The 22,343-nt window shown below is 60.1% G+C and carries 19 protein-coding genes; 10 read left to right on the forward strand and 9 right to left on the reverse strand.

The genetic code is table 11. The features are described from left to right. Positions 1-96 precede the first annotated feature (96 nt). A complete protein-coding gene (locus tag K3J57_RS11440; protein WP_259795984.1) occupies positions 97-1,563 on the forward strand; it encodes an efflux RND transporter periplasmic adaptor subunit in 1,467 nt (488 codons plus the stop codon). 3 nt (positions 1,564-1,566) lie between these two features. Then, positions 1,567-4,911 carry an efflux RND transporter permease subunit gene (locus K3J57_RS11445; RefSeq protein WP_259791902.1) on the forward strand — a complete coding sequence of 1,115 codons (3,345 nt, stop codon included), beginning with the start codon at positions 1,567-1,569 and terminating at the stop codon, positions 4,909-4,911. A 248-nt stretch (positions 4,912-5,159) separates the two neighbouring features. Here K3J57_RS11445 and K3J57_RS11450 read toward each other — a convergent pair whose 3' ends face one another. Both K3J57_RS11450 and greA read right to left on the reverse strand, forming a co-directional pair. Continuing rightward, positions 5,160-6,209, reverse strand: a complete 1,050-nt coding sequence (locus tag K3J57_RS11450; protein WP_259784668.1) for a hypothetical protein — start codon at positions 6,207-6,209, stop codon at positions 5,160-5,162. Positions 6,210-6,255: 46 nt separating this feature from the next. After that, on the reverse strand, positions 6,256-6,726 hold the full coding sequence (gene greA, locus K3J57_RS11455; RefSeq protein ID WP_055190395.1) for a transcription elongation factor GreA: 471 nt from the start codon (positions 6,724-6,726) through the stop codon (positions 6,256-6,258). Between the two features lie 126 nt (positions 6,727-6,852). Here greA and K3J57_RS11460 point away from each other — a divergent pair, with 126 nt between their 5' ends. From K3J57_RS11460 to K3J57_RS11475, 4 genes are all read left to right on the forward strand, one after another. Next, a complete protein-coding gene (locus K3J57_RS11460) occupies positions 6,853-7,860 on the forward strand; it encodes a phosphatase PAP2 family protein (protein WP_259795985.1) in 1,008 nt (335 codons plus the stop codon). Positions 7,861-7,989: 129 nt separating this feature from the next. Next, positions 7,990-9,642, forward strand: a complete 1,653-nt coding sequence (locus tag K3J57_RS11465) for an electron transfer flavoprotein-ubiquinone oxidoreductase (protein ID WP_259795987.1) — start codon at positions 7,990-7,992, stop codon at positions 9,640-9,642. 119 nt (positions 9,643-9,761) lie between these two features. Next, entirely contained in the window at positions 9,762-11,480 is a 1,719-nt protein-coding gene (locus K3J57_RS11470) for a tetratricopeptide repeat protein (RefSeq protein ID WP_259797774.1), read from the forward strand. Between the two features lie 3 nt (positions 11,481-11,483). Then, complete coding sequence (locus K3J57_RS11475; RefSeq protein WP_259795989.1) at positions 11,484-12,326, forward strand: 4-(cytidine 5'-diphospho)-2-C-methyl-D-erythritol kinase; 843 nt, start codon at positions 11,484-11,486, stop codon at positions 12,324-12,326. Positions 12,327-12,557: 231 nt separating this feature from the next. Here K3J57_RS11475 and K3J57_RS11480 read toward each other — a convergent pair whose 3' ends face one another. Further along, positions 12,558-13,550, reverse strand: a complete 993-nt coding sequence (locus tag K3J57_RS11480) for a polyprenyl synthetase family protein (RefSeq protein WP_259794924.1) — start codon at positions 13,548-13,550, stop codon at positions 12,558-12,560. A 73-nt stretch (positions 13,551-13,623) separates the two neighbouring features. Between K3J57_RS11480 and K3J57_RS11485 the strand changes: the two genes are divergently transcribed. From K3J57_RS11485 to K3J57_RS11495, 3 genes are all read left to right on the forward strand, one after another. After that, entirely contained in the window at positions 13,624-13,839 is a 216-nt protein-coding gene (locus K3J57_RS11485; protein WP_173484912.1) for a putative signal transducing protein, read from the forward strand. A gap of 4 nt (positions 13,840-13,843) precedes the next feature. Further along, positions 13,844-14,605 (forward strand): tRNA1(Val) (adenine(37)-N6)-methyltransferase, encoded by a 762-nt coding sequence (locus K3J57_RS11490; RefSeq protein ID WP_259791913.1) that lies wholly within the window; start codon positions 13,844-13,846, stop codon positions 14,603-14,605. A 120-nt stretch (positions 14,606-14,725) separates the two neighbouring features. Further along, complete coding sequence (locus K3J57_RS11495; protein ID WP_074963795.1) at positions 14,726-14,893, forward strand: YdcH family protein; 168 nt, start codon at positions 14,726-14,728, stop codon at positions 14,891-14,893. An 87-nt stretch (positions 14,894-14,980) separates the two neighbouring features. Here the strand turns inward: K3J57_RS11495 and yddG are convergent, their stop codons facing one another. From yddG to K3J57_RS11520, 5 genes are all read right to left on the reverse strand, one after another. Continuing rightward, positions 14,981-15,841 (reverse strand): aromatic amino acid exporter YddG, encoded by an 861-nt coding sequence (gene yddG, locus K3J57_RS11500; RefSeq protein WP_259795992.1) that lies wholly within the window; start codon positions 15,839-15,841, stop codon positions 14,981-14,983. Beyond that, complete coding sequence (gcvA, locus tag K3J57_RS11505; RefSeq protein ID WP_055190406.1) at positions 15,838-16,779, reverse strand: transcriptional regulator GcvA; 942 nt, start codon at positions 16,777-16,779, stop codon at positions 15,838-15,840. The genes yddG and gcvA overlap by 4 nt, the downstream gene beginning before the upstream one ends. A gap of 267 nt (positions 16,780-17,046) precedes the next feature. Beyond that, on the reverse strand, positions 17,047-17,769 hold the full coding sequence (gene phbB / locus K3J57_RS11510; protein ID WP_055190577.1) for an acetoacetyl-CoA reductase: 723 nt from the start codon (positions 17,767-17,769) through the stop codon (positions 17,047-17,049). A 326-nt stretch (positions 17,770-18,095) separates the two neighbouring features. Further along, positions 18,096-19,274, reverse strand: a complete 1,179-nt coding sequence (locus tag K3J57_RS11515) for an acetyl-CoA C-acetyltransferase (RefSeq protein WP_259773127.1) — start codon at positions 19,272-19,274, stop codon at positions 18,096-18,098. A gap of 278 nt (positions 19,275-19,552) precedes the next feature. Continuing rightward, positions 19,553-20,365 (reverse strand): EAL domain-containing protein, encoded by an 813-nt coding sequence (locus K3J57_RS11520; protein WP_259791917.1) that lies wholly within the window; start codon positions 20,363-20,365, stop codon positions 19,553-19,555. A gap of 164 nt (positions 20,366-20,529) precedes the next feature. Between K3J57_RS11520 and K3J57_RS11525 the strand changes: the two genes are divergently transcribed. Beyond that, complete coding sequence (locus K3J57_RS11525) at positions 20,530-21,096, forward strand: DNA-3-methyladenine glycosylase I (RefSeq protein ID WP_259795994.1); 567 nt, start codon at positions 20,530-20,532, stop codon at positions 21,094-21,096. Here K3J57_RS11525 and K3J57_RS11530 read toward each other — a convergent pair. Further along, positions 21,093-22,277 (reverse strand): lytic murein transglycosylase, encoded by a 1,185-nt coding sequence (locus tag K3J57_RS11530; protein ID WP_259795995.1) that lies wholly within the window; start codon positions 22,275-22,277, stop codon positions 21,093-21,095. The two genes, K3J57_RS11525 and K3J57_RS11530, sit on opposite strands and share 4 nt — an antisense overlap. Positions 22,278-22,343 lie beyond the last annotated feature (66 nt).

Consider the following 22,343-nt stretch of genomic DNA (forward strand, 5'->3'; position numbering starts at 1 on the left):
ATTTACCCGTATCATCTCTTGCAGATGTGACCATCCGCACCTTGCCACCGGACAAAAGCCGGGCAAGATGGGGATGGATGAAACGGAGTATTCCACATGCGTTTTCTGGGTCGCAGCCTGACCGGGCTTTTCCTGCTTGCCGCCACCATCGGTCTTCTTGCGCTGGCTGCGCTGCAAATTTCGGCCGCGTTCAAGGCGCGTGCGGAACGCGACAATGCCCGCCCGCAGGGGCGCGAGCGGCTGTTTGCCGCCAATCTGCTGCCCTATATCGAGGCCCGCGAAGTGCCGATCCTGTCGGTACATGGCGAGGTGGCCTCCCGGCGCGCGCTGGACGTGCGCTCGCTTGCCGGTGGCACGGTGATCGACATGGCCGACGGGTTCGAAACCGGCGCGCGCGTCACCGAAGGAGAGCTGCTGTTGCGGATCGACCCGACCGAATTCATGCTGGCCCAGGAGCTGGCCCAGGCAGATGTGGAACAGGCCGAGGCAGATGTTGCCGAGGCCGAGGCCGCCCTTGAGCTGGCGCGTGACGAACTGGCCAATGCCAAGCGGCAGGCGAGTTTGCGCGAGGCGGCGCTGGAGCGACAGACTGACCTTGCCAAACGAGGGGTCGGCACCGAGGCCGCAGTGGAAACCGCCGCACTGGCCGCGGCCTCTGCAGAGCAGGCGGTGCTGGCCAAACGGCAGGCGGTGATTTCGGCCGAGGCACGGATTGCCACCGCCAACACCACTTTCACCCGCCGCAAGATCCAGCTCGACGATACACAGCGCCGACTGGAAAACACCGAAATCTATGCCGAGATCTCTGGCACGCTGGCGGATGTAACCGTGCTGCGTGGCGGGGTGGTTTCCACCAATGAGAAACTGGCCCGGATCATCGACCCGAATGCGCTGGAAGTCAGGTTCCGCCTGTCAACCGCGCAATATGCCCGCCTGCTGACCCCAGCGGGCACCCTGCCCCGTGCGCCGGTCAAGGTGCGACTGGACAGCACAAGCGGGGCGGACGGAACAGACGGGGCGCTGGTGGCAACCGGAACACTGGCCCGCGAAAGCGCGGAAGTGGGCGAGGGTCAGACCGGGCGTCTGGTTTTCGCAACGCTGGACGCAGCGGCCGGGTTGCGCCCGGGCGACTTTGTGACCGTCGAAGTGGCAGAGCCTGCACTGGATCGCGTGGCGCGTCTGCCAGCATCAAGCCTTGGCGCCAATGGCACTCTTTTGCTGTTGGGCGAAGGGGATCGGCTGGAAGAGGTGACGGTCACGCTCCTGCGCCGTCAGGGCAATGAGATCCTGGTGCGCGGTGACGGGCTTGCGGGCCGTGAGGTGGTGGCCGAGCGCACCCCCACCCTTGGCGCGGGCATTCGGATCAAACCGCGCCGCGCCGGTGGCAAAGAGACACCCGAGGAGGTCGCCCTGAGTGCCGCGCAGATCACGGCAATCCGTGCTTTTGTTGAACAGAACGCTCAGATGAAAGACGACGCCAAGGCGCGGATCCTTCAACAGATCGAAGCAGGCAGGATGCCTGCCGCCACGCTGGAACGGCTGCAAGCCCGGATGGGGAGCTGACCCATGGCCACGCGTGCCCCCCTCTCAGCTGCCAATGGCGTCCTGTCCTATTTCACCCGCCATGCCACACTGGCCAATCTTTTGCTGGTGGTGCTGATCACGCTGGGCATCATGACCTACCCCCGGATGCGGGCGCAGTTCTTTCCCGACGTGGTGGTGGAAAGCGTGAATGTCACCGTGTCCTGGGATGGGGCCGGGGCCGAAGATGTGGATGCGGGCATCGTTCAGGTTCTGGAACCGGCCCTTCTGGCTGTCGATGGCGTGGAAGAGGTGTTTTCGCGCGCAACCGAAGGCCGGGCCCGGATCGAGATGGAGTTCGAACCCGGCTGGGATGTGGCCCAGGCCGCAGATGACGTGCAGGTCGCCGTGGACGAGATCAGCACCCTGCCCGAAGACAGCGACACGCCAATTGTCCGGCGCGGGGCCTGGCGCGACAGTGTGACGGATGTGGTGATCACCGGACCGGTGGGCATAGATCAGCTGGGACGGTTCACCGATGAAATGGTGGTGCGCCTGTTTGATCGCGGCGTGACCCGCACCACCATTCGCGGCATTGTTGCACCGGAAATCCTGATCGAACTGCCGTCGGTTTCTCTGCTGCGCCACGATGTGACCATGGCGCAGATCGCCGCGGCGATCCGGGAAGAGGTCTCTACCGCGCCGGCGGGGGATGTGGCGTCAGGCGCGGCGCGGGTGCGCACCGGCGTGGCCAAACGCTCCGCCGATCAGATCGAGGACATCGTGCTGCGCTCAAACCCGGACGGATCCAAACTGACCATTGGCGATGTGGGGCGGGTGCTGACCCGGGGCGTGGATCGGGACCGATCCTATTTCGTGGGCGACCGACCGGCGGTTGCGCTGAATATTTCCCGCTCGGCTGCGGGGGATGCCATTGCGCTGCAGGAAGAGGTGGAAGAGGTGCGCGCCGCCATGCTGCCATCGCTGCCCGACGGGGTCGAGATCACCCTGATGCGCACCCGGTCTGAGCTGATCAAGGCCCGGATCAACATGCTGATGGAGAACGGGTTGCAGGGGTTGTCCCTTGTGCTGATCCTGCTCTTCCTGTTTCTCAACGCCCGCACGGCGCTTTGGGTCGCGGCCGGGATCCCGGTGGCGATGCTGACCGCGATTTTCCTGATGTATATGTCGGGACTGACGATCAACATGATCTCTCTTTTTGCGCTGATCATCACCCTGGGGATTGTGGTCGATGACGCGATTGTGGTCGGAGAGCACGCGGATTTTCGCGCCCGGCGTCTGGGGGAAACCCCGATTGTGGCCTCAGAGAGCGCCGCGCGCCGCATGTTTCCGCCTGTCTTTTCTGCCACCATGACCACCGTAATTGCCTTTTTCGGCCTGACCTCGATCGGCGGGCGGTTTGGCGACATGATTGCCGATATTCCCTTTACCGTCATTGTGGTCCTGCTGGCCTCGCTTGTGGAATGCTTCCTGATCCTGCCCCATCACATGGCCCATGCACTGACCCATACCGCGAAGGAACATTGGTATGACTGGCCCTCGCGCCAGGTGAACCGCGGCTTTCGCTGGGTCCGCGATCAGGCATTCCGCCCGCTGATGAAACTGGTGATCCGGGCCCGCTACCCCGTGATGGCGGCGGTGATCCTGCTCTTGATGAGCCAGGCGGCGATCTTCATTCGCGGCGACCTGACCTTTCGGTTTTTCAACGCACCCGAGCGCAGTTCGATCACCGCAAACTTTGCCATGGTCTCAGGCGCCACCCGCGAGGATACGCTTGAGATGATGGGGTTGGTGCAAGCGGCGGTCGACAGCACCGCCACCCGGTTCGAGACCGAATATGGCCGCGCGCCCCTGACCGTGGCCCTTGCCCAGACCGGGGGCAATTCCGGGCGCGGCCTGTCCGGGGTCGACAGCAAGGATACCGACCTGTTGGGGGCCATTGTGATGGAGCTGATCGACGCCGATCTGCGCCCCTATTCGGTGAGTGAATTCGTCTCTGCCTTGCAGGAAAATGTCCCGCAACACCCGCTTCTGGAAACGCTCAGCTTCCGTGGCTCGCGCTACGGACCGGGGGGGGATGCGCTGGATGTGGAACTCTATGGGGCAGAAAGCGAAACCCTGAAAGCGGCCGCAGAAGCGTTGAAAAAAGCCCTGGCTGATTTCCCCGAGGTCTCGGCCCTCGAAGACAGCATGGCTTATGACAAGGACGAACTGATCCTCGATCTGACCCCGCAGGGTCAGGCCCTCGGCTTTACCATCGACGGGTTGGGCCGGGTGCTGCGCGCGCGCCTGAACGGGCTTGAGGCGGCCACATTCCCGGATGGCACCCGCACCGCTGCAATCCGGGTGGAACTGCCCGAAGAGGAGTTGACCGCGGATTTTCTGGACAGCACCCAAATGCGCAGCGCCGCAGGCACCTATGTGCCACTGGCTGATCTTGTGTCCGTGCAGACACGCACCGGTTTTTCCAGCGTCGAACGCGAAAATGGCATCCGCCTGATCAATGTCACCGGAGATCTGGATGAAAGCGACCCGGCCCGCGCCGAGGAAATCACCCGCACTCTGGCCGATGACATTCTGCCCCGCATCGCCGAGGAGTTTTCCGTCACATGGCAGCTGGGCGGGCTTGCCGAGCAGCAGGACGAATTCCTGAACGATGCCCGCACCGGCCTGATCCTGTCCCTGCTCGGGATCTATCTGACGCTGGGCTGGATTTTCTCCAGCTGGACCCGCCCGTTTGTGGTGATGGCGATCATTCCGTTCGGTCTGATCGGGGCCATCATCGGCCATGTCAGCTGGGGGGTGCCGCTGTCGATGTTCTCTGTCGTCGGGCTGATTGGCATGACCGGTATCATCATCAACGATTCCATCGTGCTCGTGACCACAATCGACGCTTATGCACGGGACAGAGGGCTTGTTCCTGCAATCATAGATGGCGCCGCAGACCGGCTGCGCGCAGTGATGCTCACCACGGCCACGACCGTGCTGGGGCTTGCACCGCTTCTCTATGAAACCTCGCGCCAGGCGCAATTTCTGAAACCGACGGTGATCACCCTGACCTATGGGCTGGGTTTTGGCATGGTCCTGGTGCTGATCGTGGTGCCCGCACTGGTGGCGATGCAGGCAGATCTGGCCCGTATGGTGGCCGCCCTCAGACGCCTGTGGCGCGCACGCTCCCACCGGGCGGTGCGCAAGGTGCTGGGGGTGGTGGCAACCGCAATCGCCCTCCTGCTGGGGGCCGCCGTCACTGCGGCCGCGCTTTACGGCCTCACCCCGTTGGCCGTCGGGGTCTTCATACTGGCCGCAGCGGGGATCACGCTTGTCATCTACATTGCAGTCTTTGCCTTCTGGCATCCAAGCGGTAGCTGAGCTGAAGCTGACCGGACAGAGGATCTGACCGCTAAGCCGCATATTTTCTGGTCATAAAGCGTTTCGACTTTTCCCTGTTTCAGGTGACCGTCGAAGCGCTTTAAAATCCCGGGGGGATTGCCATCAGGCTCGGAGGTTGCTCAAACCTTTGGTTTGAGCCTGAAGGGGCGCTGCCCCTCGCGGCTTTGCCGCTCACCCCGGGATATTTGAGCAAGAGGAAGACAGGGAAAAGAGCACGGGGTAGCGTGTCAGTCAAACGTGCCGGTCACGCGCCCCAGCAGCATGAAGGCGCGGGCGGTCCGGGTGTTGGACAGTTCGGCGATGTCACTATCCGAGGCGTTTTTCTCAAAATCCGCGAAAGTCTGGTCAAATTTGCGCAGGAAGTGATGCGCGGCATCCCGGAAGATTGGATCTTGGCGCATACGGCCTGCGGTCAGGGCCAGGGAAGAGCGATCCCGCACCCCGCCCAGCGTTGCAACCGTCCGCCCCCGCTCACCTGCTGCGAATTTGCGCCAGATTTCAGGTTTGGCGCGATCTGGGCGCAGATCATCCATATAGATGCCATCCTGGGACAGGAGCGTCAGCACGTCCTGTGAGGCCTGCACCAGGCCGGACACTTTTCGGTCGGAAAGGGCACGGCGCAGGGCGCGGAAGCCCTCGGCGTCATTTTCGTTCTCGGGGAAATGCAGAGCGCGGATGAAATCCTCGATCGACAGTGGCGGGGCCATGTCCTCCAGCGGTGTGCCCAGCGCGAGGCTGGTCTGATCATCCATTGTTCCCCCGGCCAGACCGGAGGGCAAGGCGGGCATGGCCGGATCGGTCTGCACCCCACCCGGGCGGATGGAGGTAAAGGTTGCCAGCGCGGTTTCAGTTTTCTTGCTGACGGCGGCGATTTCCTCGAGTTTTCGTTCGACCTGAGAGGGCTGTTTCACACCGCCGGCCTGCTGCTGAAGATAGGTCTGACGCATCCCGTCAATTGCCGCCTGCAACCGGTTGCTTTCCTCGCGCATGATACGCGCCGAGCGCATTGCCGCCACGGCCACCCAGATCAGCGCCACCGGCATGAAGATGGCGAGCAGGACAATCACGAAGCGCAGCGGATCGGCACCATTGCCGCCACCGCCCCCCAGCACGATGAAAAACGCCGCGCAGGCAAACAGCCAGACGGCCGACACGGCCAGCCCGATGACCTCACCTGCGCTGAGCGAGGAGATATCCGGTGCCTGCAACGGACGGTTCAACCCGCCGCCTGATTTGGCGGATTTTTTGGCCGGGTCGCTTTGCGGGCCAGCACTCATGGCCTCACTCCTGATTGGTCAACGATGAGATACGCGTAACGTTACTTTAAATATACTGGATCTTCAAAATCTCGTAAGCACGTTCTCCACCGGGGGTGCGCACCTCGACGCTGTCCCCTTCTTCCTTGCCGATCAGGGCGCGGGCCAGCGGGGATTTGATGTTGAGCTTACCGTTTTCCAGATTGGATTCCGGTTCCCCGACAATCTGGTAGGTCTTTTCCTCTTCGGTATCTTCATCGATCAGGGTCACCGTGGCCGAGAACTTGACAGCACCCGACATGTTGGCAGGGTCGATCACGTCCGCCAGGGACAGGATGCCTTCCAGCTCTTTGATGCGCCCCTCGATGAAGCCCTGTTTTTCGCGCGCGGAATGATATTCGGCATTTTCCTTCAGGTCGCCAAGCTCACGGGCCGAGGCGATGGCCTCGATGATCGCGGGGCGTTCCACCGACTTGAGGTGTTTCAATTCATCACTGAGCGCGGTGTGGCCCGCACGTGTCAGGGGTATCTTGTCCATGAAGTGTTACAGATCCTGTTTGGCCCGGCACGGCGCCGGAACCTTTCGTTCCAAAAGATGTATAGGCAAAGCGGCTGTCTGCCGCTAGATTTGGTATAAAAGAAAAGCAAAATCGAGCGGTTTGCAATGCCATTATTCGCCTTGATCACGCTGGCCTACCTTATCGTGGGCGGGCTGGTGACCTTGATCTACAGGGACAATCCCCTGCATCTGCTGCTGGAAATGGCAGAGGCGATCCCGTTTTCACTGCTTGTCTTTCTGTCCTTGGGCTGGTGGGTGGTGCCCCTGTTTCTGGTCGTAACCTTCCTGTTTGACCGCAAAACCATGGTCACGCGCCTGTCGCGCGCCATTCTGGCGGTGATGATCTGCTCGGCAATGTTTCTGATGTTCACCATGCTGAAGACCACCATGCCCTTCATCCTGCCCTTCTGGGCGGATCCGTGGATGGCGGATCTGGATCGGGCGCTGCATTTCGGGGTGGACCCCTGGCGCCTGACCCATGCGGTTTCTGCCTGGATCAATCCCGAACTGGCGGGGACGATCTATTTCACCGCCTGGCTGTTGCCCTGCATGTATCTTCCGGTTCTGATCGTGATGTTCGACATGGACGCGCGGCGGTTCCGGCGTTTTATCCTGCTTTACCTGTTCAGCTGGATTGTCATGGGCAATGTGCTGGCGCTGGCGTTCCTGTCGGCCGGACCGATCTTTTACGACCGCCTGCTGGGGGGCGATACATTTGTCCCGATGATGGCCTCTTTGCAGGAGATCGGCTTTGCCGGGGGCTTTCTGGATGCGCTCAGCGACAACCTCTGGGCCGCCTATGAAAGCAAGGCGCAACTGCCCGGCTCCGGCATTTCCGCCTTCCCGTCGGTGCATATCGCCACCGCCACGGTCTTTGCCCTTTACCTTTACGAACGCCACCGGGCGTTTTTGCCCCTGTCGATCCTGATCGTGGCAACCTATCAGTTCCTGTCCGTCTATCAGGGCTGGCACTATGCGATCGACGGGTATTTTTCGATTCTCGTCATGATCGGCGTCTGGATCTGGTTGCGGCGGCGCGAAGAGCGATCCGCCCCCCGCCCCAGCCCGGCCACCGACCTGCCGCAAACCCCCGCCGGGTCATTCAGCGACTGACAGCGCAAACAATTAACAAAAAACCGACAGATAGGTCGCAATCTCCTGATTTGACGCCGTGTTGCGATTGACCCTGCCCAAGTGGCGGGCTAACGATCTTGCTGAAACGGACCATCCGGGGAAAAGATTATGAGCGAGATTGAACGCGAAAGCATGGAATACGATGTGGTCATCGTGGGCGCAGGCCCCGCTGGTCTGTCGGCAGCCATCCGTTTGAAACAGCTGAACGCCGACCTTGAGGTTGTCGTTCTGGAAAAAGGGTCCGAAGTGGGCGCGCATATCCTGTCAGGCGCGGTGCTTGACCCTTGCGGGCTTAATAAGCTGATCCCGGACTGGAAGGAAAAAGGCGCACCGCTCAACGTGCCGGTGAAGGAAGACAACTTCCTGATGCTTGGGCCGGCAGGGTCGATCCGCCTGCCCAACTGGCCGATGCCGAAGCTGATGGACAACCACGGCAATTACATCGTCTCGATGGCCAATGTCTGCCGCTGGATGGCTGAGCAGGCCGAGGAGCTGGGCGTGGAAATCTTCCCCGGCATGGCGGCGTCCGAGCTGGTTTACGGCGAAAACGGCGAAGTCAAAGGCGTTGTTGCTGGCGTATTTGGCCTGGAAGAAGATGGCTCTTACGGCCCGAACACTGAGCCGGGCATGGAACTGCACGGCAAATACGTGTTCATTTCCGAAGGCGTGCGCGGGTCGCTGGCCAAGGAAATCATCGCCAAATACGACCTTCAGGCCGGGCGCGACGTGCAGAAATTCGGCGTCGGCATGAAGGAAATCTGGGAAATCGACCCGGAGAACCACAAAGAAGGCACCGTGACCCACACGATGGGCTGGCCGCTGGGGTCAAATGCAGGTGGGGGCTCGTTCCTCTATCACCTGGACAACAATCAGGTTTACGTGGGCTTCGTGGTGCACCTGAACTACAAGAACCCGCACCTTTACCCCTACATGGAATTCCAGCGTTTCAAGCACCACCCCGAGATCGCCAAGGTGCTCAAGGGTGGCAAACGCATCGCCTATGGCGCGCGGGCCATTTCCGAAGGTGGCTATCAGTCGATGCCGAAATCGGTCTTCCCGGGCGGGGCGCTGCTGGGCTGTTCCGTGGGCCTCGTGAACGTGCCGCGCATCAAGGGCAACCACAACGCCATGCTGTCGGGCATTGCGGCGGCTGAAGCGGCCGCCAAGGCAATTGCCGCTGAACGCTCGGGCGATGAACTGGCGGATTACGAGACTGAACTGCGCACGGGCGAGATCGCTGATGACCTCAAGAAGGTGCGCAATGTGAAGCCGATCTGGTCGAAATGGGGCCTGACCGCGTCGTTGGTGCTGGGCGGGCTGGACATGTGGACCAACTCGCTCTTCGGTTTCTCCTTCTTCGGCACCGTGAAGCATGGCAAAAACGATGCGCAGGCCACCGGCAAAGCGGCGGATTACAAGGTTATTGATTATCCGAAACCCGATGGCACCCTCTCGTTCGACCGCCTGACCAATGTCAGCTTTGCGGCCACCAACCACGAGGAAAGCCAGCCCTGCCACCTGCGCCTGGCCAATCCGGATGTGCCGATCAATGTGAACCTGCCCGAGTTCGACGAACCCGCCCAGCGCTATTGCCCGGCGGGTGTCTATGAGGTGATCAAGGAAGACGGCGCCGAGCCGCGCTTTGTGGTGAATTTCCAAAACTGCGTTCACTGCAAAACCTGCGACATCAAGGACCCGAGCCAGAACATCACCTGGACCGTTCCGCAAGGGGGCGACGGGCCGAACTACCCGAATATGTAAATCGGCGGAAAATGACCGTATTGTGAGGGGCTGCAGGTGCGGCCCCTCATTGTTTTTGTGCATCCGCAACGATAGGGTCGGGGCGAAACGCTCATGTAAAGAAAGCAGAACCCTTGCGTATGTTGCGCCATGCCCCCAAATCCCTGACCCTGTCTGCCCTCCTGACCCTGTCAACCATGCTGGCCCCACCTGCCCTTGCCGAAGGTGAAACCGGGCTGGGGGCCTATCTTGCCGCCCGAACCGCAGATTATCAGGGAGATTTTTCCGCAACCCTGGAATATGGCGCACGGGCCATCGCGGAAGATCCTGACAATGCACGTATTCTGGAAGGGCTGACCATTGCCCAGCTGGTGCTGAACCCGCTGCCCGAGACCACCCCCTATGCCCGCCGGCTGGCGGCATTGGACGAACAGAACGCCATCGCCCGGCTGGTGCTTCTGGGGGATGCATTTGGTCATGACAAATGGGACGCGGCGCTGACGCTGCTTGAAGAGGGCGTCTCGGTTGGGCCGCTGATGACCGAAATGCTGCGCGCCTGGGCAGAGCTGGGGCGCGGGCAGATGTCGCAGGCGCTGGCCGTTCTGGACCGGCTGGCCGAGGACGAAGGCACACGCGGCTTTGCGATCCAGCAAAAAGCCCTGGCCACCGCCTTTGTCGGTGATTTCGAAACCGCGGCCCAATTGATGCAGCAACAGGTGGCCGAGTTTCGCCTGAACCGACGCGGCGTGATCGCCTATGTGCAGATCCTCAGTCAGCTGGACCGATATGACGAGGCGCTGGAGGTGCTTGCACAGGCCTCAAACGGGGTGCTTGACGACGAGCTGATCGCGATTATCGACACGCTCAAATCCAAAACCCCCCTGCCCTTCACCGCTGTTCGCACGGTTCAGGAAGGGGCGGCAGAGCTGTTTTACCTGATCGCCAACAATATCCCGCCCAATTCCGGCCTGACCTCGGTTCTGATCTATGCCCGCATTGCCGAATATCTCAGCCCCGGCCTCTATGACGCCACCTTGCTGACGGCACAGTTGCACGAGGATATGGGCCAGCATGATCTGGCCGTGGCCGCCTATGCCCGCATCCCGCAAGACAGCCCGCAATTCCTGCAAGCCGCCCTTGGGCGCGCCATGGCCCTGAGCCAGTCAGGCCGGGCAGAAGAAGCGATTGGCGAGCTGCGCGCACTTTCAGGCCAGTTCCCGACACGGGCCCGCATCCCGACCCTGCTGGGGGAGTTTCTGTCCCGCGAGGATCGCTATGAAGAGGCCCGAGCAGCCTTTGATCAGGCCATTTCCCTGTTTGAGCAGGATCTGGACACCCAGTGGCGGGTCTATTTCCAACGCGCCATTGTTGAAACAAAACTGGATGACTGGCCCGCGGCGGAAGCAGATTTTCGCAAAGCCCTTGCCCTCAACCCGGACCAGCCCAATGTGCTGAACTATCTTGGCTACAGCCTGGTGGAACGGCGCGAACATCTGGAGGAGGCACTCGACATGATCGAACGTGCCGTGGCCGAGCGGCCCGACAGCGGCTATATCACCGACAGTCTTGGCTGGGTCTATTACCGCCTTGGCCGATATGACGAGGCGGTTGAGCAGATGGAGCGCGCGGTTGAACTGCTGCCCGTTGACCCGATCCTCAATGATCACCTGGGTGACACCTACTGGGCGGTTGGGCGCAAACGCGAGGCAGAGTTTCAATGGAAACGCGCGCTCAGCTTTGTCACGGAAGACACGGATCTGGAAGAGCTGAACCCGGAACGCATTCGCCGAAAACTCGAACTGGGGCTGGATCAGGTGCTGGCAGAGGAAGGCGCCGCGCCGCTGCACGGATCGAAATAAGCAATGGATTTCAACACGCTGCAGATCTCTAAAACCTTTGCACCCGCCAAGGTCAACCTGACCCTGCACATCACGGGCCAACGTGGCGACGGCTATCACCTGCTGGACAGCCTGGTCGTTTTTGCCGATGTGGGCGATCGGATTTCGATCCGACCGGCGGCGGCCAATCAACTCAATGTGGTGGGGCCACAGGCTGACGGCGTGCCCTCGGATGGATCGAACCTCGTCTGCAAGGCGGCAGATCTCTATGGTATTCCGGTGGATATCACCCTGTCCAAGCACCTGCCTGCAATGGCGGGGATTGGCGGGGGCAGCTCGGATGCAGCGGCGACCGTTCTGGCCTTGGCGGAGCTTACAGGTGACACGCGCCTGCCTGACGTGTCGACACTTGGGGCGGATGTGCGGGTCTGCCTGATACGTCAGGCGGCACGGATGCAGGGGATCGGAGAGCGGGTATCCCCGGTCGAGGGGCTCCCCCCCCTCTTTGCAGTGCTGGCCAATCCCGGTGCAGCCGTGTCGACCCCGACCGTATTCAAGGCGCTGACACAGAAGACCAACGCCCCCATGCCCAGGACATTGCCGCGCTGGAAAAGCACCGCTGCCCTGATTGACTGGCTGGCCCGGCAACGCAATGACCTTGAGACCCCGGCCATCGCCGCAACACCGGTGATCGCAGATACGCTCACGGCGCTCGCCGCTTTGCCCAACGCGCGCCTTGCCCGCATGTCCGGCTCCGGTGCAACCTGTTTTGCCCTGTTTGACACCAGAGCCGCCGCCGAGACCGCTGAGGGTCAACTGCGCCGCGACCATCCTGATTGGTGGATCGCAGCATGCGCTTTGAGATAAACCATGGCTGGGGGCGCTGCCCCCAGACCCCCGAGGTATTTATGGCAAGAAAAAAGAGAGGGGAGTGCCCTCTCTTTTCAAAGCTTATCGCTTTTTCCTTGTACGGTCATCGGCGTCCCCGCCTGTACCGCAGCTCCAAACTGCCAGATCCTGATTAACAGAATCTTTCGGCCTTTTTTCTTGTTCCAAATATCCCCGCCGGAGGCATTGGGGCGCAAGCCCCAAGTCTGATCAGGTGACACGCGCCACCACGTAGTCAGCGATATCAATCAGCATGTCACGGATCGGATCCTCGGGGAGAGAGGCCATGGCGGATTTTGCTTTTTCCGCCCAGGCCAACGCATCCAGCCGGGTTTCTTCCAGGGCATTATGCTTGTTCAGAAGCATCAGCGCCTGTTCAAGGTCACCCTCTTCCTGCCGGCCTTTCTCAATGGTGCGGACCCAGAAGGCGCGTTCCTCGGGTCCCGCCTTGGCCACCGCTTTGATCAGCGGCAAGGTGAGTTTGCGTTCGCGGAAATCGTCACCAATATTCTTGCCCGTGGCCTCACCCCCCCAATAATCCAGCAGATCATCGACGATCTGGAAGGAAACACCCAAGGCGTCACCATACTCAAACAGCGCCTTCACATGGGCGGGATCCGCATCGGCGATCACCCCGCCTACCTCGGTTGCGGCGGAAAAAAGTGCTGCGGTTTTACCGCGCACCACCTGCAGATAAATGCCTTCATCCGTCTTCAGATCCTGCGCGGCGGTCAGTTGCAGCACTTCACCTTCGGCAATGGTGGCCGAAGCGTTGGACAGGATGCGCAGCACGTCAATGGACCCGGTTTCGGTCATGAGCTGAAACGAGCGTGAAAACAGGTAATCCCCGACCAGGACCGAGGACTTATTATCCCAAAGCAGGTTTGCCGTCGGGCGCCCACGCCGCTGGGCGCTTTCATCCACCACATCATCATGCAGCAGGGTCGCGGTGTGAATAAACTCAACCGTTGCCGCAAGATGCACATGGTAGGGCCCGTCATAGCCACACAGGCGCGCTGCCGCCAAAGTCAGCATCGGGCGCAATCTTTTGCCACCAGCATCCACCAGATGCGCCGTCACTTCGGGAATGCGCGGTGCATGTTCGGACGCCATCCGATCGCGAATCAGCGTGTTCACAGCATCCATGTCTGCCGCCAGATGCGCCCCAAGGCGTTCATGCGGTTTATAGCTTGCGTCCTTCATTTTGCTCACGATCCCGTCACATTGCCGCAAAACCCCGTTGGCGTTTCACGCGCTTGCCCTTAAGTCTTTGTCTATGAAAGAGCTTATCCGCACCACTGACCCGACACTGATCCCCTACGTCACAGCCCTTCTTGAGGCCGAGGATATACCCTTATTTGTCATGGACGTCCATATGAGTGCACTGGAGGGATCAATAGGAATTTTACCTCGTCGCGCTATGGTCCGCGATCAGGATCTGTTCCGGGCGCGGGCAATCCTGCGCGACCATGACATTGCGACGGAAGGATAACGGGATGAGCACTGCACCAACGGGTTTCAGTGAGGACAAGTTTCTGGGGGGGAAGCTCGTTCTGACCCAACCCGTCAACGGATACCGCGCCGGGGTGGATCCGGTCTTTCTGGCGGCCTCCGTGCAGGCCCATCCGGGGGAATGCGTGCTGGATATGGGGTGCGGGGCCGGGGCCGCCGCACTTTGCCTTGGCACACGGGTGACAGGGTTGCGTCTTGTGGGCATTGAACGCCAGGCACCCTATGCTGAACTGGCCCGCCGCAACGGGGCACAAAACCACATCCCTTTCGAGGTTCACGAAGCGGATATTGCAAACCCACCTGCCGCGCTCAAGGAAGAAAGTTTTGATCATGTGATCATGAACCCCCCCTATTATCTGCGAGAGCGCGGCACGCCCTCACCTGATACGCTGCGTGAAGGGGCGTTGGGTGAAGACCTGCCGCTCTCCGCCTGGATTGATCAGGCCACCCGGCGGCTGAAGCCACGCGGTTATCTGACCCTGATCCAAAAGGCCGAACGCCTGCCGGAGATCATGGCCGCTCTGGATGACAGGCTCGGCTCGATCATGGTCAAACCGCTCAGCCCCAGAATCGGCCGGGTCACCTCACTTGTCATTGTGCAGGCCCGGAAAGGCGGACGCGGTGCCTTCCGCCTCGCAGCGCCCCTCATTTTACACGAAGGACCACAACATGTTGGGGATGTCGAGCATTACACCCCCGAGGTTTCGGCGATCCTGCGTGACGGCCATGCCTTCCCCCTTTGGTGACCAATTCACAATGTTTCGCGGAGGCGCGAAAATATGCCAAGAATTGCAACCAATTCGTGACATCCCCGAAATTTTATGATGCACTCGAAGGGCAAAATCGTTTTTCAAAGGAGGATCGCCATGAGCGTCAGTTCGCATGTGGAAGAGTTGCGCCGCAAACATCAGGCCCTGGAGGGCGAGGTCGAAGCCGCACAGCGCGCACCCGGAACCACGGACCAGGAGATCACCGAACTGAAAAAGCAGAAACTGAAGATCAAGGAAGAGATTGCCCGTCTGGAAAACGCCTGAACCGGCATCCCAAACAGATCTGATCTGACGTAAACTCCGCGCGCGCCTTCCCGCAATCGCCTGACGATCACCATCCTGTCAGTGCCGCTATCTGGTGCTGGCGCGCGCCGCCATCACGGCCCCTGCCGTGATCAGGAAACCTGCAAGCAAAAGTGCGGCACTTGGCGCGGCAATCCCTGCCAGAATCAACACCAGAGTGGACAAAAGCGGCGCCCCATAGGATGCCACTCCCAACAGCTGAATGTCCCCCTGCTTGACCCCCACATCCCAGACATAAAACGCAAGCCCCACCGGACCGAGGCCAAGCCCGAGAACGGACAACCAGCCGATGGCCCCGACGGGCCAGACCGTTTCTTCGACCAGGATATGCGCAATCCCTGCCAACAGGGATGTCATCAGACAGAACACCACAACCGAGGCAGTCGGCGTGCTGCCCAACCGGCGACTGAGCACCGAATACCCTGACCAGGTCAGCGCGCAGAGAAACGCCAGCCCATATCCCGGAAGGTGTTCTGCGGAAAACCCGGCCGCGCCCCCCAACACGATCAACGCCGCCCCCACAAAAGACACCAGGGCACCAAGGATATGCATGGGGCGCAGATGCTCTCCCGGCAGCAGACCGGAAAACAGGACAATCATCAGCGGCCAGAGATAGGCAATCAACCCCGCCTCGGCAGCCGGCGCCATCCGCAGGGCGGAGAAATAAAGCGCATGATAGCCAAACAGCCCCAGCGTCCCGAAACCGTAAACCTTCCAACTGACACCACGCAGCACAGAGAACCCGCCCGTAGCCCCAATCCAGACCGCCCCCAATGCCCCACCAATGGCGAAACAGAGGGCTGCAAGCTGGAAGTGCGGGACCGGCGCAGACCCCACCGTAAACAGCGCCAGCAAGGCCCACAGCAACACCGCGATGAACCCCACAGAAGTGGCACGAGACCGGGTCATGCCAGCGCCTCGACCGGCAAAATTGTCATGTCATCCGACACATGGGCCGTTTTTTCGATTTCCTCCAGCATCCAGTCCAGCAGCGCCTTGATTTCCGGGCGGGTCTCTCGTCCGAGCGCGCAGAGAAACCGGAAATGCGCGCGGGTCGAAATTGCCACGCCATAGGGCGCAACCAGTCGCCCCTCCATCAGGTCTTTCGACACAAAAAACCGCCGGCCCAACGCGACACCCGCCCCGGCCATCGCAGCATCCAGCGCGTGATCGGCCTGGTTGAAACTGAGCGCCGGCCCCGGCTGGGCATCGATCCCCGCCGCCCGAAACCACGCCGCCCAGTCGCACCGCGGCTGCAAAAAATCAATCGAATGATCGGAGATCAGAGGGGCCTGCAACAACGCCTCCGGCGTGGGGTAACGTTGCGCCATTTCCGGGGTCATGACCGGCGTGATCCACTCTTCTGACAGGGGATGCGAAAACAACCCGCCATCGGGGCCATAACCAAACCGAATAGCCACATCGACCTCATCCCGCGACAGGTCCACCATCTGCAGACTGGCCGCAAAACGCAATTCGACCTCGGGGTGGGACTGGGCAAACGCATACATGCGCGGCGCCAGCCATTTCGAGGTAAACGCCGGCCCAGCCGTCACAGTCAGCACATTGGTTTCCAGACTGCGACGCGCAGCCCGCCAGGCAGCGGTCAGCGTTTCGAACCCTTCCTGCGCACCAGGCGCCAGCGCCTTGCCTGCCTCGGTCAGCTCAACCGCACGGTTCAGCCTGTAAAACAAAGCCCCCCCGAGATGCTCTTCCAGCGACTTGATCTGGAACGAAAGCGCGGCGGGCGTCACGTGCAGCTCGCTCGCCGCCTTTTGAAACGACATGTGGCGGGCGGCGGCATCAAAGGCGCGCAGGGCGGTCAACGGGGGAAGACGATCAGACATATCAGTTCAATATCACTTAACCGAAACCCTGAAAAGTCTCGTTTGTTATTTAGTTTCATGTCATCCATCTTATGTGAAGCAAATAAAACTTGAGGGTATACAATGCTGGAAACTGCCAATATCACCGAGATGCAGCGCCACTATCGCAAAGCCCATATCCTGCGGGCACAAGCCTTTCACGCCCTGTTCACCCTGCGCCCACTCCGCGACGCCATAAAAAAACGGGCCGCGAAACCGCGACCCGCTCTGCAATCCTGTCCGTGCTGATCAGACGAAGAACTGAGCCCCGTTGGCCGAGATGGTTGAGCCGTTGATGAACTCGGATTTCTCATCTGCCAGGAAGGCAACGCAGCGGGCGATTTCTTCGGGTTCCCCCAGGCGACCGGCAGGGATCTGACCAATAATGGCTTCCCGCACCTTCTCTGGCACGGCCATCACCATTTCGGTGCCGATATAACCGGGGCAGATCGCATTTGCAGTGATGCCAAAACGTGCCCCTTCCTGCGCCAGGGACTTCACGATCCCCAGATCCCCGGCCTTGGTCGCAGCATAGTTCACCTGCCCAAACTGCCCTTTTTGACCATTGATCGAGCTGATCACGATCACGCGGCCATATTTCCGCTCGCGCATACCCGGCCAGATCGGGTGCACGGTGTTGAACACGCCGGTCAGGTTGGTGTCGATCACTTCCTGCCATTGCTCGGGGGACATCTTGTGGAACGGTGCATCGCGGGTGATCCCGGCATTGGCAACCACCACGTCGATCGGGCCAAGATCGGCCTCGACCTGGGCCAGACCTGCCTTGCTGTCCTCATAGCTGCCGACATTCCACTTGTAGGTCTTGATGCCGGTTTCTGCGGTAAAGGCCGCGGCCTTTTCGTCGTTGCCCGCGTAGGTGGCGGCAACCTCGTAACCTTCGGCTTTCAGAGTTGTTGAAATCGCAGCTCCGATGCCGCGCGAACCGCCGGTTACAAGTGCTACTTTTGCCATGTTCATATCTCCCAAATAGACATCACTTATTGGTAATGTTATTACCCTCAGGAACCCAGAAGAGCAACAATATTGCGATGATATTTCTGCATTGCGGCTATTTAACTGCAATTGCAGCAAGATTTCCCGCAAATTGCTCAGTTTTCAGGCAGTTTGGAACGCTGCCAGCGCAAAATGACACTCTTACTGGCGAATCAATCACAAGCTGCACGAGACTTGTAAACGCGAGATGACAAAAGCTGCCCGGACATTACGTCAGGCTCAAGATATCAGGCACAAAAAAAGGGCGCCCATCGGCGCCCCTTTCTAAGATATCTTGTTGTCAATTACGGGCGCTCAAGGCACATGGCCACGCCCATACCGCCACCGATGCACAGGGTCGCCAGACCCTTTTTGGCGTCGCGGCGCTTCATTTCAAACAGCAGCGTGTTCAGGATACGACAACCAGAGGCGCCGATCGGGTGACCAATGGCAATGGCGCCGCCGTTCACGTTCACGATCGACGGATCCCAGCCCATGTCCTTGTTCACGGCGCAGGCCTGCGCAGCAAAGGCTTCGTTGGCTTCCACCAAGTCCAGATCGCCCACGGCCCAGCCGGCCTTGTCCAGCGCCTTGCGCGAGGCGAAAATCGGGCCGACACCCATGATCGACGGGTCCAGTCCGGCGGTGGCGTAAGAAGCGATGCGGGCCAGCGGCTCCAACCCGCGCTTCTCGGCCTCGTCAGCCGACATCAGCAACACGGCAGCCGCACCATCATTGATGCCCGATGCGTTGGCCGCCGTCACGGAACCGCCGTCCCGCACGAAAGCAGGGCGCAGTTTCTGCATCGCTTCGATCGTGGCGCCGTGACGGATATACTCGTCGCTATCGACCACGATGTCCCCTTTGCGGGTTTTCACCGTGAAGGGGGTGATTTCATCCGCAAACCGGCCCGCTTTCTGAGCGGCTTCGGCCTTATTTTGCGAGGCCACGGCAAATTCGTCCTGCATATCACGCGAAATCTGCCATTGATTTGCAACATTCTCGGCGGTTTGGCCCATGTGATAGCCGTTGAACGCGTCCCAGAGGCCATCCTTGATCATCGAATCGATGAATTTCATGTCCCCCATTTTGTGCCCGGCGCGCAGATGTGCCACATGGGCCGACAGAGACATGTTTTCCTGACCGCCTGCGGCAACAATTCCGGCATCCCCCAACTGAATATGTTGCGCGGCGAGTGCGACCGAACGCAGCCCCGAACCACAGACCTGGTTGATGCTCCACGCAGCCGATTCCTGCGGAAGGCCCGCGTTGATATGGGCCTGACGGGCGGGGTTCTGCCCCTGACCGGCCGCAAGCACCTGACCCAGAATGGTTTCATCCACCTCGGATTTTTCAATACCGGCCCGTTCCACCACGGCTTCCAGCACGGTTGCGCCCAGATCATGGGCGGGCGTATTGGCAAACGCACCCGAGAAACTGCCAACCGCGGTGCGCGCGGCCGATACGATTACGACATTGGTCATGGTCTTCCTCCACCTGATGCAAGTTGACCTGGCTGTTGCCGCCTTCGATCACCTGCGTTCCAAATTCCTACATGCGGGTCAGAGGCAACCGCCCTCCCCAAGACAGGCCAACCCATATCCGCGTGATTGCGGTGCCGGCATCCTGTGCTGCATTGCAGAAAAAATCAAGCGTGAGAAATAATATGTTTAAGAAAACACAATGGGCGCAACTTTCGCATTGCGCAGGAGCACGCTCTGACATCAGACCACCACCCATCTTGCACGGGGACATCTGGGTGTCAGGCCGTTTTTCCCAGTATCTGATTGACCCGCCAATAAGGGGTCAGGGTCGGCACTCCAAAATAATACCCCTGCATGCAATCCATCCCGATCGAGCTGAGATATTCTGCGTCTTCGAAGGTTTCGACATTTTCTGCCACAACAAACATTTCGAATTTATGGGCCAGATCCAGCAGCGCCTCGGTCAGCAATTGCGCATCCGGGTCCTTATGCACGCCATGGATCAGTTCCCCGTCAATCTTGAGCAGGTCGAAATAGAAATCCTTGAGGTATTTGAACGAGGTATATCCGGCCCCGAAATCATCCAGGGCAAAGCTGATCCCCTTACCCTGCATCTCGGTCATGAAATCCAGCAGGTCATCAGATTTGCACAGCGCGGTGCGTTCGGTGATTTCGATAATCAAACGTTCGGCCAGCGTAGGGTCTTTGGACAGCCCCGCCAGCAAAGCTTCGTTCCAAGGGGCATATCCTATCGTATTGGCGGACATGTTGATTGACAGTCGCAGGCCGGGCTCCTCAGCCAAAGCCATCAGGCCCTGCTCGATTGCCAGGGCATCCAGCTGACGCCCCATATCCGTCTCTTCAACCACATCGATGAAATCCTTGGCCGGGATCACACGCCCCTGCTGGTCGGTAACGCGCAGCAGCCCTTCATAAAAGGCCATACGATCCGGCTGGGCCGTCAGCACCACCGGCTGGAAGGCAAGTTTCACCTGTTTGTGCGCCAGCGCAATGCGCACCATATCCAGCGTCTCGCTTTGCCGTTTTTGCACCGCAATATCAAACGGGCTGCTTTTAACCTTCTTGCTCATATCGTCCCCAACACGATTTGCGTGGCACCAGCCGCCCCTCAGCAATGCTGCTCGCCACATCCCAACACTGTCATTTTGTCGGCAAACTCGCTAACAACAGGTAAAACGCAGCTTTTAAGGAAAATTGAAAACTTTCCGAACAAGTATTTGATATTGGGGTAAAAATGATCAGATGCGCCTGGTGCGGTGAGGATCCGCTTTATCAAACCTATCACGATCTGGAATGGGGGGTGCCCGAACGGGACGGGCGCGCCCTGTGGGAGAAGCTGATTCTCGACGGGTTTCAGGCGGGTCTCAGTTGGATCACCATCCTCAGGAAACGCGACAATTTCCGCGCCGCCTTTGCCGGGTTTGATCCCGAACAGATTGCAACCTGGGACGAGGAAGACATCTCTCGCCTCTTGGCGGACCCCGGTATCATCCGCCATCGCGGCAAGATCGCAGCCACCATCACCAATGCGCAGGCCTATCTGGATCTGGGCGGCGCAGAGGCCTTTTCAGAAATGATGTGGGCCTATGTGGATGGGCACCCGCTTGTGGGGCATTATGCCACCCAGGCCGATGTGCCGACCTCCTCCGCCCTCAGCTCTCAGATTTCCAAGGATCTGAAAAAGGCCGGGTTCAAGTTCTGCGGTCCGACCATTGTCTATGCGTGGATGGAGGCGTGCGGACTGTTCATGAACCACACGAGGGACTGTCACCGTTACCCGGACCTTAACGGGCAGCCCTAACGCAGACGAGCAAGGAGCGCGCGGCTGGGAACCCCCGTCTGGCGCAACCCATGTGCCTTTTCATAGGCCCTGATCGCGGCGCGGCCCTTTTCCCCAATCACGCCATCGGCCCGACCTGCATTATAACCCGCTGTATTCAAAAGGTTTTGCAGCTCAACACGCTCTTTCAAACTCATCCCCCAGGGTCGGTCGGAAGAACGGGTCAGAAATGCCCCCTCCCCCGCAATTCGATCCGCCAGATGGCCGACGCTGATCGCATAGCTGTCGGCATAATTATACGTCTTGATGATGTGAAAATTCGGGTAAATCATGAAAACCGGCCCCTCTGGCCCAGCAGGCAGGATCACGGCACCTTCGCGTCTGCCGGACAGTTTCCGGCCATTGGCACGGGTGACCCCAAGCTGCGCCCACGCGGTCTGTTTACGTGGATAAATCCGCCCGGTCAGCGCCAGATCAAACCCTTGTGGAAGCCGAACCTCCTCTCCCCAGCGCGGCCCTTTGGACCAGCCTTTCGCAGCCAGGAACGCCGCGGTGGAGGCCAGCGCATCCGTGGGATCATCACCCCAGATATCCCGCCGCCCATCCCGATCAAAATCAACCGCATGTTCAAGGTAGGAGCTGGGCATGAATTGCGTATGCCCCATCGCCCCCGCGTAAGAGCCGACCAGCCGCTTCGGGGTCACATCCCCCGCCTGCAGGATCTTCAAAGCCGCCAGAAGTTCATCCTCGAAACGCTCTCTCCGACGCCCTTCATAGGCCAGAGAGGCCAGCGCCGACAGCGTGGGGACATTGCCGCGAAATCCGCCATAGCTGCTTTCCATCCCCCAGATCGCCAACAGCACATAGCGCGACACGCCATAGCGCCGCTCCAGCTGCTCCAGCAGCCCGGAATATCGGCGCGCCATGGATTTTCCCGTCCGAATTCGAGCGGACGACGCCGCAGAGGAAATATAGAAATCTAGTGACTTGGCCGTCTCAGCAGGCTTGCGGTCTGCGGCCACCACCTTGGGAAGATAGGCCACAGTGTCGAGCTGTTTCAGAATTGCGGATTTGATCCCGGCGCGACGCGCAGACTTCCCGAAACCGGACAACCAGGCCCGGAACCCGGCCTCAGCCCCGGCAACATGCGGCAGCGCGGACATCGCCATCAAACCTGTCAGAACAACCCGCCGTGAAACCATGACACTCTCCCGATCCATACCCATAGCATAAAGCAGCCTCCCCCTTCCTCAATCCCCGGGAAAAGA

This window comes from Aliiroseovarius crassostreae, from assembly GCF_025137635.1.
GTDB classification, from domain to species: domain Bacteria; phylum Pseudomonadota; class Alphaproteobacteria; order Rhodobacterales; family Rhodobacteraceae; genus Aliiroseovarius; species Aliiroseovarius crassostreae.